The sequence below is a fragment of the Deltaproteobacteria bacterium genome (genome assembly GCA_016874735.1).
Lineage (GTDB): Bacteria > Bdellovibrionota_B > Oligoflexia > Oligoflexales > CAIYRB01 > CAIYRB01.
Map to the genome: position 1 here is coordinate 81,476 of VGTI01000004.1, position 14,125 is coordinate 95,600.

Below are 14,125 nucleotides of genomic sequence, written 5' to 3' on the forward strand. Positions count from 1 at the left end.
GTCGTACTAGAACGATGGGGTGGGTGATGGGAATTGAACCCACGAATGTCGGAATCACAATCCGATGCGTTAACCACTTCGCCACACCCACCATCGTGACTGCGAGAGCGCAGTTTGCTCTAAATACCCACCACCTGTCAACCAAAGGTTTAATCATTAATTTCATATGGTTGCTGGGGCAATGTCTTTACGGCTAGGGCTATAGCGCTTATTCCACAGGCAAAAGCTTGCCATTCTTCAATATAAAATTAAAGTGCCGCTCGTCACTCCAAACCAAGCCATCCTTTGAGACCGCAATTGTGACGGCAAATTCATCGCCATCGCTAACAGACTCATTTAGACGATCGTCCGCAACAGGACTAAGTGGTCCAGTCAGATAAAATTCAAAGTTTTTTTCACGGCTATCGAATGAGTAACCCTCGACTGGAGGTAAATCGATTACCTTTTCCACCAAAGTTAATTTTCCTAACTGGAGTTTCCCCCCCTCATCTACTCTGACAAAGACTTTAAGCGGACCATCTAAAATTAACTTTTTCACGCGCAAACTCACCATCACGTGTTTGTTCCGCTTTTCTAGACTTCGCGTTTTGTTGGGAGACTCGCCAGGTTCGGCAAGGCTTCTCACTGATGCTGGCAATTGATGCATCGCCACTTGTATTCTCTGGATATGAGGTCTATCAGTGGCCTCTCTTGGCTGGTTTAAATAGAATTTCGCTAATGCGGCTCGCGCCGTGGCGTAACGGTCGCCTGAAGGAAAAGGAGGGCCGGCCCGGTACACTTTGCCATTTAATAATCCATAATTTGCCTTAATACCGCCGGTGGCACCACCCTGGGGCTGAGCCGAGATAGTAACCTTGCGTGGAACCTTTGCTAATTCGGTCAAGTTCATTAGTCCACGGCCTAGCTGAACCGGATAATCAGTGTCAAAAAGGGCGCGGAATCCTGCCAATTTTTCCATCGGTGTGCTTAGGTTCCGTAGCGCCTGAAGCCGGCTGACGGCCGCAGAAATTTCCCCAATTGCGTCGAAGTCACTCCAACGCCAATTAAATAATTTGAGTGGATAGGCTGCTACGGCTCTCAACCAACGGGTGCGAAATAGCAAGGACTCGCGGACCGAGGGGTTGCTCCACTCGTCCGGATTTAAGTCAAATGCCGATGCCAGTGCTCGCCACATGCTGTTTTCATCGGCCTTGACGATGTGGTCAATCTGACTTGTTTGAATACTAACTGCGATCTCTGCGCCGAATCGACCGAGAAAGGTCGGAGGCACATGTGCATATGAGGCCTGATCCAAAGGAGCCATCAAATATCCGTTGCGCCGCCATTCTGCTTCTCTACCACTATCATGGCGCGGAAATTTAGGCAGATCCGCCATCGGCATGGCCGTCGCATACCTAAGTAAATCAACATATTCGAAGAAATTGTCGGTATCTACGTACTTATCTTGAATACTTAGAGTCATCGTTATGCGATATGGACTGTGACCAGGATCAAAAACATAAGAGATCTTTTCGGTGTCATCAGATGGATTTTTTTCAATGACTCGCTTTACTTTCATTTCAAGGATCTGCTGGGAGCGGATTTCATCATCGCCCACTAAAATATTCCATTTTCTATCGTTCACATTGAGGAATGCCTCAAGAATGTGAAACTTCCCTTCCGTGTCTGTGATCTCTACCTCTCCACTATTCAGAACCCTTTCCCGCTCTGTTTTAAATACCGCCATGTTAGGACCATTTGTACCCAAGGTTTCGTACCGATCTTGAGTTCTAGAGAAGTGAAACAAGACTCCGGTTTCTAACTTCTTTTCCTTTGCATCAAGAAATCTTTGCCAAGATGGCAAGAAGTCACCAAGCACCGCAGCTTCATAGGCAGCCTGAGCAGCGGGGTTACGCAGGTCATATTGATAAACCTGGTCAAAAGTTTTCACCAAGCTCTGCTCAAAATCGACATTAAGTGGCAGGACATTGACTGGAACCCCCATCCACATCCACAAATGATTCCAGGCTTCTGCCGCAAAAAGGCCTCGCAACATGAAATATCGCTGTCCGACAAAAGGCTGGATGGCCTGACCCATCTTTGACAAGTCGCTCACGCCGACCCACGCCACGTGATCACTATGTCTGAGCACATTAATCCGATGCTCCCCGCGCTTAAAAAGCGCATAAGGAATGCGCTCCACGAATCCGCCCATCCGAGCAAGGGCGTCGAGGGTTGGTTTGTCCACTAGACCGCCAAAATTAGGCGACAGTCTAATGCCACCGGTTAACGCGTAACTTCTTATAGATCCCACTGGCATGGTATAGAATTTGTCCACACTTGTGGGTAAAACAAACGGCGTTTCAACCTCTGTCAGTGGATCGTATAGTTGATTCTGATTGAAGGAGGGAGGGAGAATAGTCGCTAGAATCGGCACAAGTCCAAGCCAATTATTGATGAGACGCCGTGTAAAGCCCATATCTTGCTCTTTGGCAATTCTCATACCATCCGTTCGAATGTAAATCTGCATTGCCTCGGTAGCTGGATTAATACCTAAGCTCACCGGTACATCGTGGTAGTTCCACAAGACTCGATTGTAAACGGGACCAGTCTGAAATCGGTCTACGACAACAAAATAGCCCGCAGGCGCGGTAAATAGGCGCCGCCGATAGTTGAAATTATACCAAATAAAATCATTATAATTTAAATTAGTGTCGTTGTTCATTATGCTATAGAACAACGAGTCCATTAAAGTGTCGACAGAGTTATTGATTGCGTCAACACCAGCATTTAAATTGGCCTGTAGCGCTGGATTACGAAAAAGGAACTCGATGGGTGGCGCAAAAAAACCCTCCGCTTCAGCACCATCTGTTTTTTGTAGTGACTCGTTGGGATCAGAGTATTCAATTTTGACCTCATCATCCTCTGACGCTATGGCAACTTGATGCCAGCAAAAAAGAATTGTTATGCAAAGCCACCTCATAGAGCTGTCTCCATGGCAATGCTGAATGACCATAAGGACTGCTTGGTTTCATCGATTTTTCTCGTAAATCCGACGGCAAATTTGGCTAGTAGATGAGGGAAAAGAATAGGCCTATTTAAACTGAAGACTATGCGCCGAAAGCGTAGACGCTCGTCATCAAATTGGATAATCCAAGGCCCGGGTTTCTGCCATACACCCGTATAGGATACGCGAAGTAGCTGCTCAAATGGTGCAAGTTGTCCACTGGCAAACACCTGCCGCCTTACAAATTCAAAATTAGTTTGATCACCCTTACGATTTGTATTGCTCAGGGCCAATCCATAGCGTCGCTCGCCTGTATTTGCTGAATATAATGAAGCTATGATCCGTGTACCTTCCAATGCCGATACATCGAGAATCCCTCGTAAGCTCATAGCTATATCATCTCGCTTTTGGCTCAATCTTTCGGCTCTCAACTGTGAAAGATCATTGCTTGCAATGCCTACATCAAATCGAGAGCGACGCATATCGTCGAACGTGAGATACCCACCTAACAAAGGGGATCGCCAAAACAGGCGATTCTCAAGGTCCTGGTAGTACTGCGGAGCTTGAGATAGATCTAAACCAAACGGAATCCGCATGCGACCGAATGTCGCTCGAAAACGATTTAGTACGGGATTGCCAATTTGTATGACCGCGTAATCAACAAATCTCGCCTTTGAGCGAGTCTCGCCGTAGTTGAGTGCATAAACATCCCGCCACCGCCAAAGGCCATGGGCAGACACATAGGGTCCGGTAAAAACGCTCGCCGCAAAGCCTCCGTAGGGTATCCAATTACCAAGGCGGCGCGTTTCGGCATAGGTAGTCGCCTCAATACCTACGCCTCCCCTTAGGCAGCTCTGAAGTCCCAAACTAGAGGGACCAGGTGATGCTAGCGGATCGCGTCCAAGATCGCATTGCCTGATCAGCCATGGGTTAGCGTACACAAACTCGCAGGGAGTAGTTAGCCAGAGGGCAACACCGAGAATGATAGTGCCGATAAGACTTACCGTAGGAGGCATAACCAATGCAGTCCTTGATCGCTAACGCACCCATTATAAGACAATTTTATAGGTCGTTAACTATCATCCCCAACCATGGACCGCTATGCAATGAACTTATGATGACAGGCAGCCAACCAGAGCCTTAAAAGCATCGCCCCAAATGTCCGTCGCTAACAATTTACTTTTGATAAAATCGAGAGCTTCAAATCGACTTCGACGACTCTGGTAAGACCTGGCGGAGGTTAAAGCGTCAAATATGTCGGCTAGGGTCGCTATCTGCACCTCGGGTAACAGTTGATTTTTATCCAAGCCGTGTGGGTAACCTTGCCCACTGCGCTTTTCATGGTGGTGTAGGATGATCTCTTTTGCACTGATCGCAAGATTGCTTTGCTTCAAATCATCATACCCAGCTTGAGGGTGTGACCTAAGTATTGCCCACTCCGACTCAGTTAGAGCTCCGCCCTTATTAAGCAAGGTCGGAGGAACCTGTTTTTTACCAATATCATGAAAAATGCCTCCCAAAGCTAAGTCACGAAGGACCACAGGGTCACTCACCCCCATGGTGACAGCAATCGCTACTGTGTAGGCAGACACCCGAACACTGTGGTGATAGGTGTACAGATCGTGGTGGATGAGGTCACTCAACCCAAGCACTGATTGCGGATCCTCGAGCACACATTCGGTAAGGTCGCCTGCGATCTGATTGGCCTTGGCAACACAGGAGTCCGTCAGCTCCCCCTCGAATAAATACTGAGAGAACTTAGCTCCAACTTCCTCAATTGCTTTCATCCGCTCAACTGGAGCCAGTTCCCGACATAGCGCCGGCAACTTGCTACAAGCTTGGTACATCTTTGCCTTGCCGAGATCACTTTTACGGATGCGAAGGTGCTCGTGCCCACCATGCAGCAAACCGGTGAGTTCGTCACGTGACCAACGGTATCCCGGCCCACTGTAAAGCACGCTGTGATCGGCAACCTGAACGAAAAGATCAAAATCCGTGACTGAATTATCGATCAGGCTATCAACTGGATAAAGTTCAAATGACACGCACTTGTCTGAAGAAGCTGGGTGGTTCATGCGATTCCTCCACATTCCCAACCCAGCTTCGGTCGCAAATTAATAAACTTTACAGCTAAGGATCAAAACCCTTTCATATCAGTGACTTACAATGTCACTTTGCCTTCTTCAGGAATCGCTCCGAAACAAACTCACTCTCGGCGATCTTGCACCAACTCTTCTCACAACTAAGCGCCTCGACTTTATCGCCCTGGTTCAATTTGCGGACTACCGGATCGTCAGTGCTCGGACCCTTCCTGACATTTAACTGCTTTGGCTTCACTATGAAGGCAGCTACAGGACTCGGAACGGCATCTTTAGCAACATCAGTCGCAGGTTCGCTCTTCTCCGCACTGGCGGCAACTGCCTCAACAGTACCCACACCTGCTGGCTTTGCAACGCCTTCCCCCGAATCAGCTCCCGGCGCATCGGGGGCTTTGGCCTCAGTGGACACTGGTTCCTTTGCCGCTTGGTCATCATTTGAGCAAGACCAGGGCAGAATCAACGACATTAACAGTCCTAGCTTGATAAACATAGCGCGACTCCTAAATACAGCTGTGGGTTGGATTTTACGTTTCTAATTCACAAGCTTATTGCCACTAGATGCTGCGGTCAACTCACTGCTTGCGACTAATCCAAGCGTCTAGGGCAATGATACTCAGGATCACCAAGTTGGGTGTCCAAGCTGCAATGATTGGGCTCAGCGCACCTTGCAGTCCTAAAGCTCTAGCCGCACTCATCACAAACCAGTAGCTAATACCTACAAAGAACGCCATCAGCACCCCTCTGGCGGTCTCAGTGCTACGCTCGGAGCGATAACCAAACTTAAGTCCGATAAGGCTCACAACAAATGCTGCAAACGGATATGCCACTTTACCCTGTAACTCGACCCGAAAAGGGACTGTATCAACACCGGACTTATCCCCGCGATCCACCAATTCTCGAAGTTCAACAAAACTCATCTCGTTCGGTTTACGTCGATCTTTTTTCAACTTACTGGGATCTATGGGTAGTGCCATCACCGCAGCCCCATCGAAATGTACTCGGTCGACCTCTCCATTGCGACGGAAGTCGATACTTTTGATACCCTCGATAACCCAGGAGTTTGACACCGTTTGATATTCAGCCACGTCAGCGTGAATGGAGCTTTCAGGTCGAAAGTTTTTCTGTAACTGAACCACCTGAATCCGATTTAAGGTCTGCCGAATAGGATCGTATTCCTGAAAATTAAAAAGTCGGTTACCGCTACGCACCCACTTAACTGCCGAGGAGATTTGGTCATCTCTCCGACCTTGGATCTCCACTTCCTGGATATGATGAACCAAACGCGCCAAGCGAGGTGCCCATAACTCGCCAACTAAAATTGATAACAAACTTAGGCCCAACCCACCGAAAACTAGTGGTCTTCCTATCTGCCATGCTCCCATTCCAGCAGCACGCATGGCTGTGACTTCGTTGGTGCGACTCATCAGTATCATCGTGATGACCGACGCCAAAAGTGCGGCGATCGGCAGAGCTTGCACTATCTGTGATGGTATCTGATAAAGATAAAAACGAAAAATCAGTATTGCCGAAGGGTTATATTCAGCGAAATCCTTGGATGACTTATGAATGGCATCGAATAGTACAAACAGAAACACTGTCAGGATGACGGTTCCAATCACGAACTTCAAATAGTCGCGCAATATATAGAAAAATAAAGTCATGCTCGCTGATCTGCTATTTCCTCTATGGAGTCCAAACTCCACATCGCGCGTGCGCGCACAAAGGGTAGGCCTTTTTTCCCGCTCTCGACGGTACCCAGAACCCGCAACATTTTTTTCCTAAGACCAGCCGTACTTTCGTTTTCGAGTGCTAATTGCGATAGCACAACCAAAAGACGCCCAGACTGATCAGAGATCACCACATAGGTACCATTCGGACTCGCCTCTTCCACGAGGCCCTGAATAATGACCGACGAACGACTTAGGTTATCAAGCCCTAAATGCACACCTCTGATCAGCGCCACTTCTTCAGGCCGCTCAAACACCGTGCTTCCATATCTCTCAAAGACCCAGGCGTCCAATTCTTGCCAAATCTTACCACCGCCCGTACATCCCCCCAACAGGCAGGATACGAAAAACAGCATCTGCTGACGCCACATAGCGGGATCCCCATCTGGTAGTTCAAAACTGTAGTTTAACACAGATTAATGCGTAAAAACCAACCGCCGCCAATGGGATGCAAAAAAAGGAGCCCAGGCATCAACCTCAGGCTCCTTCACTTACTCTTTGTCTATGCTAAAACCGCCCGCAATCACTTACCGGGGTTTTTCGACTTAGGCTTAGCCTTCGGCTTCTCAGCAGATTCCGTACCGGCAACCGCGTAATCAACCAACTCAAGAAATGCCATGTCGGCGCCATCGCCAAACCGAAAACCCTTCTTTAGAATCCTAGTGTAACCGCCTGGACGATTCTTGAAACGCTCAGCGAGATCGCCGAACACTTTTGACACTGCATCGTCATTAAACAGGTAACCTGCCGCTTGACGACGTGCGTGGAGATCGCCCCTCTTACCTAGGGTAATCATTCGATCCACGATACCGCGCAGTTCCTTAGCCTTAGGCACCGTAGTCTCAATACGCTCGTGAAGCACTAACGACGTAGCCATGTTTCTCAGCATAGCCCTCCTGTGGGAGGACTCCCGACCTAATTTCCGATATCCGTTCAGGTGACGCATCTATCTTGCCTCTTATTGCTTGGGCTCATCATCTTGTTTACGAAGCGAACTGGGATCGAAGCCCTCGATCTTCATGCCTAGCGACAAGCCCATTTCACTCAAAATATCCTTGATCTCGTTCAGTGACTTCCGACCGAAGTTTTTAGTCTTGAGCATCTCAGACTCAGACTTCGTCACTAATTCACCGATATACTTGATGTTAGCATTCTCGAGGCAGTTTGCAGCCCTAACGCTTAACTCCAAGGAATCCACTGTCTTAAAGAGATTCTCATTCAGTGAAGGTCTCCCACTGGCATCAACCAGGGTTTTCACTTCCTCTTCCTCAGCTTCGTCAAAGTTTACGAAAATAGTCAGCTGTTCCTTCAGAATCTTAGCTGCATATGCAACTGCATCATCAGGTCGAACTGCGCCATTAGTCCAAACCTCTAAAGTCAACTTATCGTAATCGGTCATCTGACCGACCCGCGCATTGGAAACATTGTAGGCCACCCGACGCACGGGAGCGAAAATAGAGTCAATTGCGATAAAACCCGTAGCAAGGTCCTCGCTCCGATTACTGTCCGCAGAAACATAACCGCGGCCATGGCGCACGATCATTTCCATCTCGAGCTTACCCTCGTTATCGAGGGTCGCGATGACTTGATCAGGGTTCAAAACCTCTACTTCGCCATCAGTCTCAATGTCTCCGGCCTTAACAATTCGGGGGCCAGAGGCACTGATCTTCAACGTCGCGTCTGCTTCGCCCAAGTATCGCAAGCTGACCTGCTTGAGATTTAAGATCATATCCGTCACATCTTCCTTCACGCCTGCGACGGTCGAGAATTCGTGATCCACCCCTTGAATGCGCACAGCGACGATTGCCGCCCCGTTGATGCTCGAAAGTAGCACCCGCCGCAAACTATTCCCAAGGGTAAGCCCGTATCCACGCTCAAGCGGCTTGGCCACAAACTTACCGTATGTCTCGTTCAACACATCAGCTTCAAGGCTTTTCGGACGAATCAGATCTTGCCAGTTACGATGCATACATATCCCCGTTAAGACGCGAGTAGGAAACCCAGTGCTAGCCCGGTCGCCTCAGGTTACTTAGAGTAAAGTTCGACGATCAAGCGCTCTTTCACCGGCAACTGGATGTCATCACGCGTTGGATTTGAAACCACCTTGCCAGTGCCTTTAGCGTGATCGACCTGAAACCACTGCAGCCCTGCTCTACGTCCGTATAGCTCTCCGGACAGCTGGAACTGAGCTTTCTTGCTACTCTTCTCAGCCAGTGAAACCACGTCGCCAATCTTAAGCCGAGCACTCGGTATGTTGCAACGCTTTCCGTTCAGCAGAACGTGATTGTGCCGAACAACCTGACGTCCCTCGTTACGGCTGCGGGCAAAACCCATGCGGTAAACAACGTTATCCAAACGCAACTCAAGGTTACGGAAAAAGATGTCGCTGGTAACGCCGCGTTCAGCTACGGCCTTACTGAAAGTCAGGCGGAACTGCTTCTCCAGAACACCGTAAACTCGCTTCACCTTCTGTTTCTCACGAAGCTGAGAGCCGTACTCAGACACCTTAGCGCGGCGCTGGCCATGCTGACCCGGCGCGTAACCCTTCCGATCGAACGCGCACTTGTCAGTCAAACAACGCTCGCCCTTTAAGAATAACTTGGTACCTTCACGACGGCAAAATCTGCAAACTGGACCTGTATACCTGGCCAAAGCCAATCCTCCACTAACGGACTAATACTTAAACTTAAAGTGTATCAATTAAACCCTACGACGCTTGGGGGGACGGCAACCATTATGCGGAATGGGAGTCACATCCTTCAAAAGCGTTACCTTCATGCCAACTGCAGCGATTGCTCTCACCGCACTCTCTCTACCCGCACCAGGACCGTTGACCAATACAGCCACAGATCTCATACCAGAGTCCATCGCGCGGCGAGCAGCTTCCTCTGCAGCCACCTGTGCGGCGAACGGAGTACTTTTACGCGAACCTTTGAACCCCTTCGCCCCAGCTGTCGACCAGGAGACTACTTCACCATTCACATCCGTAAAGGTTACGATGGTGTTATTAAAAGTAGCTTTGATGTGAGCAACACCGGTTGGCACGTTGCGTTTTACTTTTTTCTTTTTAACCACTGGCTTCATCGGCCAATTTCCTTATCGAAACCAACGCCCGGCAAGGGCGCCGTGTTATTTAGCTGTCGGAGCTTTCTTCTTACCAGCGACGGTCTTACGAGGACCCTTCCTAGTGCGAGCGTTCGTCTTGGACCTTTGACCTCGCACAGGCAACCCACGCCGATGGCGAATACCGCGATAACAGCCCAAGTCTACCAACCGCTTGATGTTCAATGCTATCTCACGACGGAGATCACCTTCCACGGTATAGGCATCGAGAGCCTTACGGATTTCGTTAACTTGATTCGGATCCAGATCACCAGCTTTCATATTTGGGTCAAGACCCGCAGCTTCAACGATCTTCTTGCTTACGTGCCGACCCACGCCATAGATGCTCTGAAGCGCAATATCAATGCGCTTTTGGTTTGGAAGGTCGACCCCTGCAATACGTGCCATTCTCCACACTCCTCAGTCGGTCAGAATCTTAGCCCTGACGTTGCTTGTGCTTTTTGACTTCACAGATGACGCGAACCACACCGGCACGGCGAATCACCTTACACTTGTCACAAATCGCTTTTACACTCGCGCGAACTTTCATTGTTCCCTCTCACTGCCTCTATTTGGTCCGATAGACGATCCGACCACGAGTCAGATCGTACGGAGAAATCTCAAGCTTCACCTTGTCACCGGGTAGAATGCGAATGAAGTGCATCCGCATTTTGCCACTTATATGAGCAAGCACTTCGTGCCCGTTTTCGAGCTGCACTTTAAACATGGCGTTAGGCAACGGCTCTTTCACCGTACCTTCCACTTCGATAACGTCTTCTTTTGCCATGTCTAACTAATCCAATCCGCCAATCATTTTTGATACTTAGGGCACCACGAAGAACTGATCTCATGCGCGGGACTGCAAATTCCGCGGTACACTACATTAACTAAATCTTAAGAGCAAGCGTTGCCTGCTGCCTTTTCTATATACCTCGAATTGCTGCTTGAAGCACCTTGTACACTGACTCTGGCTCACCAGTTCCGACAACCTCGCGAAAGACACCCCTACCTCGATAAAAATCCAAAACCGGTCGCGTGGTCTTTTCGTATATATCCAACCTGACAGCAACACTGGAGGCCTTATCATCAGGACGCTGCCCAAGCTCTCCCCCGCAGCGATCACAGACACCGGCAACCTTACTCGGCTGCTCCTCAACGTGGTAACTGGCCCCACAGCTGGAACATACCCGGCGTCCACTGAGGCGGGATATTAACTCTTCTCGTGGAACATCCAGAAGAATCGCTGAAGTCACCGGATGGAAAGCCTTCAGCGTCTCAAGTGCCTGAGCTTGCGCAATGTTACGAGGATACCCGTCCAATAGAACCGTCTCCGTCGCAGGAATAGCGCCCAATTCCTCCTTCAGGATCCTGAACAAGAGATCGTCAGAAACAAGCTCCCCGCGCTCCATCACTGCTGCAGCGAGTTTACCGATCTCCGTTCCCGCCCTTACATGCTTACGTAGCGCATCACCTGTCGATAACTTGCGGTAGCCTTCTCGATGGGCCAGCAAATCTGCTTGTGTTCCCTTCCCAGCTCCAGGAGCTCCAGTTAGAACAACAATCACTAGCGGGTCCCCCCAGTTCTGGAACGGATGGCAGTGCCCTTTAGGAATGCATCGTAACGCAATGACTGGCGGTGTGCATCGATCTGGCGAAAGGTCTCGAGAGCGACCCCGACGACGATCAGTAGGCTAGTACCACCGAAATAAAACTGCACATTGAATTGACTTGTCAGGATTGCGGGAAGCACACACAGTCCTGCTAGATAAATCCCACCCGTGAGAGTCAAACGGCTAACGACCCTGTCTAGGAACTCTGCGGTTCGTGCACCAGGGCGGATACCGGGGATAAAGCCGCCATGCTTTTTAAGATTCTCAGCGATGTCATCAGCCTTGAACGTGATTGACGTGTAGAAGAACGCGAAAAACACAATCATTAGTACGTAAACTAAATTGTAAAACCATCCGCCCGGATTAAACAGCAATCCAAAAAAACTGCCTACTGCCGACTCGGGCCAAAGACCCTGAATCGTCACAGGAAATTGCAAAAGAGAGCTTGCGAAGATCGGCGGAATGACCCCAGCGCTATTCACGCGCACGGGGAGATGCGAACTCTGTCCACCGTAGACTTTTCGCCCAACTTGCCTTTTCGCATACTGAATTGGGACTTGCCTTGCGCCCTGTTCTATAAATACCACCCCGGCGGTAACAGCTAAACACACACCTAAGATGAGTAGCACCCTTGCGGCGTCCAGCTCTGCAGAAGAATACTGCTTGTAGGTGTTCGTAATGACGCTGGGAATGGTGGCGACAATACCGGCAAAGATGACTAGAGACATACCGTTGCCAACACCACGCTCAGTGATTTGCTCACCGAGCCACATGATGAATGCTGTTCCGGCCGCGAGCGAAATCACTGTAATGGCCTTCCACCCGAAACCTGGATTTAGCACCATGCTACGCCCGCCGAACGCCGAACCCTCCAGGGTATTGGCAATCATAACGCCCTGAACGATTGCTAATACCACCGCTCCGTATCGCGTGTACTGCGTGATCTTCTTCCGACCGGCATCGCCCTCTTTAGAGAGCTGCTCGAGATGTGGCACAACCACGGTAAGGAGCTGAGCGATAATCGAAGCCGAAATGTATGGCATCACACCGAGGGCGCACACGCTGAAACGCTGCAGCGCACCACCGGAAAACATATTGAACATGCCGAATAGGTTGGCGCCTTGCCCCTTGAAGAAATCAGCTAGGGCCGCAGTGTCAACGCCCGGAATCGGGATGTGGACACCAATTCTGTACAAAGCCAGAAAACCCAAGGTAAATAGGATTTTCTTCTGTAAGTGATTGAGCGTTCCCTCTGGCAGCTTCGCAATCCGTTGACCCACGCCAAACCCCCCTGCGCCTTAAGCTCTAGTTAGACAAGTTGTCCCGTTAGCTTAAGGGTTCCACCGGCTTTTTCAACTGCAGCCTGAGCCGAAGCACTTGCGCGATCAACCAAGATGTCAAGCTTTTTGCCCAACTCGCCGCGGCCCAGCAGCTTAACCGGAAGCTGAGACCAACGAAGGAGTCCGGCCTCGTTCAGTGCCTTAGCATCGACTTTTGTACCGGTAGCAAACACGTTGAGAGCCTCGAGGTTCACGATGTTGAACTCAACCCTCTTAGCATTTGTAAACCCACGCTTTGGTAAGCGCATGTAGAGCTTCATCTGGCCACCCTCGAAACCAGGGCGGACGTTACCACTCTTACGAGCTCGCTGGCCTTTGTGGCCTTTACCCGCAGTCTTACCTAACCCTGAACCGATACCACGGCCTAGTCTCTTACGGGTCCGGTGTGAACCGGCAGCGGGACTTAAGTTACCAAGCGAAGCGACTTCGCCATTTTTCGAGGTAGCCATCTATTTTGCCCTCACGCCTTCAGCTCAAAGCTGACTAAATGCTTAACTTTATTAACCATACCGCGGATACAGTTATTATCCTTGTGTGTCACCGACTTGCCCACCCGGCCGAGGCCTAGGGCCTTGACAACCTTCCGGATACTCTCAGGTTCACTGATTAAACTGCGTTTTTGACGTACGACTATCTGTCCCACGAGGACCACTCCTTACGCTTTTTTAGCCTTTGGGTCCCGAGCGGACTTGGCCTTTTTCTTTGTATCAAATTCAGACCGCTTCTGCTGAGCATGACTTGGGTCGACGCCCTTACGAGCCGCGTATTCCTCGATCGTCATCAGTTGTTGCAGGCCATCAATGGTTGCACGAACAACACTGCCGGCATTCTTCGTGCCATGCACCTTACAGACGATATCCCGGATACCCGCTAGCTCTGTAATAACCCGAACGGCTCCACCTGCGATAATACCCTTACCCTTTTGAGCGGGATGCATAAGGACGATACATGAGCCGTAACGCCCCTCTACTTCATAAGGGATGGTCCCGTCAAAAGTCGGGATACGAACCATATTCTTCTTAGCCTGATCCGATGCCTTGCGAATCGCGTCCGGCACTTCACCAGCTTTGCCAAGACCGTAGCCCACGCGATCCTTGCCGTCGCCAACTACCACAAGTGCGCTGAAGCTAAAACGACGTCCACCTTTTACTACTTTCGCAACGCGAGCAATATGGACCACGCGATCTTGTAACGCATCGGCTTCTGCTTTTTGTTCCCTTGCCACCTTTTACCCTCACTATTAAAGTGAAATTCCTGAACC

The 14,125-nt window shown here is 49.8% G+C and carries 18 protein-coding genes and 1 tRNA gene; all 19 read right to left on the reverse strand.

What is annotated here, in order from left to right:
• Positions 1-15: 15 nt before the first annotated feature.
• The 19 genes from FJ146_04190 to FJ146_04280 all read right to left on the reverse strand — a co-directional run bounded on the left by FJ146_04190 (position 16) and on the right by FJ146_04280 (position 14,089).
• Positions 16-91, reverse strand: a tRNA-His gene (locus tag FJ146_04190).
• 117 nt (positions 92-208) lie between these two features.
• Positions 209-2,962: a hypothetical protein gene (locus tag FJ146_04195; GenBank protein MBM4251146.1), complete on the reverse strand. Its 2,754-nt coding sequence runs from the start codon at positions 2,960-2,962 to the stop codon at positions 209-211.
• Positions 2,959-4,002, reverse strand: coding sequence for a hypothetical protein (locus tag FJ146_04200; protein ID MBM4251147.1), 1,044 nt, complete (start codon positions 4,000-4,002; stop codon positions 2,959-2,961). The genes FJ146_04195 and FJ146_04200 overlap by 4 nt, the downstream gene beginning before the upstream one ends.
• A gap of 96 nt (positions 4,003-4,098) precedes the next feature.
• A complete protein-coding gene (locus tag FJ146_04205) occupies positions 4,099-5,076 on the reverse strand; it encodes an HD domain-containing protein (GenBank protein MBM4251148.1) in 978 nt (325 codons plus the stop codon).
• A gap of 79 nt (positions 5,077-5,155) precedes the next feature.
• Positions 5,156-5,575: an SH3 domain-containing protein gene (locus FJ146_04210; GenBank protein ID MBM4251149.1), complete on the reverse strand. Its 420-nt coding sequence runs from the start codon at positions 5,573-5,575 to the stop codon at positions 5,156-5,158.
• A gap of 82 nt (positions 5,576-5,657) precedes the next feature.
• On the reverse strand, positions 5,658-6,746 hold the full coding sequence (lptG, locus tag FJ146_04215; protein MBM4251150.1) for an LPS export ABC transporter permease LptG: 1,089 nt from the start codon (positions 6,744-6,746) through the stop codon (positions 5,658-5,660).
• Positions 6,743-7,183: a hypothetical protein gene (locus FJ146_04220; protein ID MBM4251151.1), complete on the reverse strand. Its 441-nt coding sequence runs from the start codon at positions 7,181-7,183 to the stop codon at positions 6,743-6,745. The genes lptG and FJ146_04220 overlap by 4 nt, the downstream gene beginning before the upstream one ends.
• Before the next feature lie 152 nt (positions 7,184-7,335).
• Complete coding sequence (locus tag FJ146_04225; GenBank protein ID MBM4251152.1) at positions 7,336-7,758, reverse strand: 50S ribosomal protein L17; 423 nt, start codon at positions 7,756-7,758, stop codon at positions 7,336-7,338.
• Between the two features lie 12 nt (positions 7,759-7,770).
• Complete coding sequence (locus tag FJ146_04230) at positions 7,771-8,781, reverse strand: DNA-directed RNA polymerase subunit alpha (protein ID MBM4251153.1); 1,011 nt, start codon at positions 8,779-8,781, stop codon at positions 7,771-7,773.
• 56 nt (positions 8,782-8,837) lie between these two features.
• Positions 8,838-9,464, reverse strand: a complete 627-nt coding sequence (gene rpsD / locus FJ146_04235; GenBank protein ID MBM4251154.1) for a 30S ribosomal protein S4 — start codon at positions 9,462-9,464, stop codon at positions 8,838-8,840.
• A 48-nt stretch (positions 9,465-9,512) separates the two neighbouring features.
• Positions 9,513-9,896: a 30S ribosomal protein S11 gene (gene rpsK / locus FJ146_04240; GenBank protein ID MBM4251155.1), complete on the reverse strand. Its 384-nt coding sequence runs from the start codon at positions 9,894-9,896 to the stop codon at positions 9,513-9,515.
• Between the two features lie 45 nt (positions 9,897-9,941).
• Complete coding sequence (gene rpsM, locus FJ146_04245; GenBank protein ID MBM4251156.1) at positions 9,942-10,322, reverse strand: 30S ribosomal protein S13; 381 nt, start codon at positions 10,320-10,322, stop codon at positions 9,942-9,944.
• A gap of 28 nt (positions 10,323-10,350) precedes the next feature.
• Positions 10,351-10,464 (reverse strand): 50S ribosomal protein L36, encoded by a 114-nt coding sequence (gene rpmJ, locus FJ146_04250; protein ID MBM4251157.1) that lies wholly within the window; start codon positions 10,462-10,464, stop codon positions 10,351-10,353.
• Between the two features lie 18 nt (positions 10,465-10,482).
• Positions 10,483-10,701 carry a translation initiation factor IF-1 gene (infA, locus tag FJ146_04255; protein MBM4251158.1) on the reverse strand — a complete coding sequence of 73 codons (219 nt, stop codon included), beginning with the start codon at positions 10,699-10,701 and terminating at the stop codon, positions 10,483-10,485.
• A 136-nt stretch (positions 10,702-10,837) separates the two neighbouring features.
• Positions 10,838-11,542, reverse strand: a complete 705-nt coding sequence (locus FJ146_04260; protein ID MBM4251159.1) for an adenylate kinase — start codon at positions 11,540-11,542, stop codon at positions 10,838-10,840.
• Positions 11,479-12,792, reverse strand: coding sequence for a preprotein translocase subunit SecY (gene secY / locus FJ146_04265; protein MBM4251160.1), 1,314 nt, complete (start codon positions 12,790-12,792; stop codon positions 11,479-11,481). The genes FJ146_04260 and secY overlap by 64 nt, the downstream gene beginning before the upstream one ends.
• Positions 12,793-12,833: 41 nt before the next feature.
• Positions 12,834-13,313, reverse strand: coding sequence for a 50S ribosomal protein L15 (locus FJ146_04270; protein ID MBM4251161.1), 480 nt, complete (start codon positions 13,311-13,313; stop codon positions 12,834-12,836).
• An 11-nt stretch (positions 13,314-13,324) separates the two neighbouring features.
• The gene (rpmD, locus tag FJ146_04275; GenBank protein ID MBM4251162.1) at positions 13,325-13,507 is read right to left on the reverse strand and encodes a 50S ribosomal protein L30; all 183 of its coding nucleotides are present in this window, start codon (positions 13,505-13,507) and stop codon (positions 13,325-13,327) included.
• Between the two features lie 12 nt (positions 13,508-13,519).
• Positions 13,520-14,089: a 30S ribosomal protein S5 gene (locus FJ146_04280; GenBank protein MBM4251163.1), complete on the reverse strand. Its 570-nt coding sequence runs from the start codon at positions 14,087-14,089 to the stop codon at positions 13,520-13,522.
• Positions 14,090-14,125 lie beyond the last annotated feature (36 nt).

What these genes read in the sequence shown, in the direction of transcription:
- FJ146_04195 (MBM4251146.1), bottom strand. Translation starts at nt 2,962, where the DNA reads ATGAGGTGGCTTTGCATAACAATTCTTTTTTGCTGGCATCAAGTTGCC.
- FJ146_04200 (MBM4251147.1), bottom strand. Translation starts at nt 4,002, where the DNA reads ATGCCTCCTACGGTAAGTCTTATCGGCACTATCATTCTCGGTGTTGCC.
- FJ146_04205 (MBM4251148.1), bottom strand. Translation starts at nt 5,076, where the DNA reads ATGTGGAGGAATCGCATGAACCACCCAGCTTCTTCAGACAAGTGCGTG.
- FJ146_04210 (MBM4251149.1), bottom strand. Translation starts at nt 5,575, where the DNA reads ATGTTTATCAAGCTAGGACTGTTAATGTCGTTGATTCTGCCCTGGTCT.
- lptG (MBM4251150.1), bottom strand. Translation starts at nt 6,746, where the DNA reads ATGACTTTATTTTTCTATATATTGCGCGACTATTTGAAGTTCGTGATT.
- FJ146_04220 (MBM4251151.1), bottom strand. Translation starts at nt 7,183, where the DNA reads ATGTGGCGTCAGCAGATGCTGTTTTTCGTATCCTGCCTGTTGGGGGGA.
- FJ146_04225 (MBM4251152.1), bottom strand. Translation starts at nt 7,758, where the DNA reads ATGCGTCACCTGAACGGATATCGGAAATTAGGTCGGGAGTCCTCCCAC.
- FJ146_04230 (MBM4251153.1), bottom strand. Translation starts at nt 8,781, where the DNA reads ATGCATCGTAACTGGCAAGATCTGATTCGTCCGAAAAGCCTTGAAGCT.
- rpsK (MBM4251155.1), bottom strand. Translation starts at nt 9,896, where the DNA reads ATGAAGCCAGTGGTTAAAAAGAAAAAAGTAAAACGCAACGTGCCAACC.
- rpsM (MBM4251156.1), bottom strand. Translation starts at nt 10,322, where the DNA reads ATGGCACGTATTGCAGGGGTCGACCTTCCAAACCAAAAGCGCATTGAT.
- rpmJ (MBM4251157.1), bottom strand. Translation starts at nt 10,464, where the DNA reads ATGAAAGTTCGCGCGAGTGTAAAAGCGATTTGTGACAAGTGTAAGGTG.
- infA (MBM4251158.1), bottom strand. Translation starts at nt 10,701, where the DNA reads ATGGCAAAAGAAGACGTTATCGAAGTGGAAGGTACGGTGAAAGAGCCG.
- FJ146_04270 (MBM4251161.1), bottom strand. Translation starts at nt 13,313, where the DNA reads ATGGCTACCTCGAAAAATGGCGAAGTCGCTTCGCTTGGTAACTTAAGT.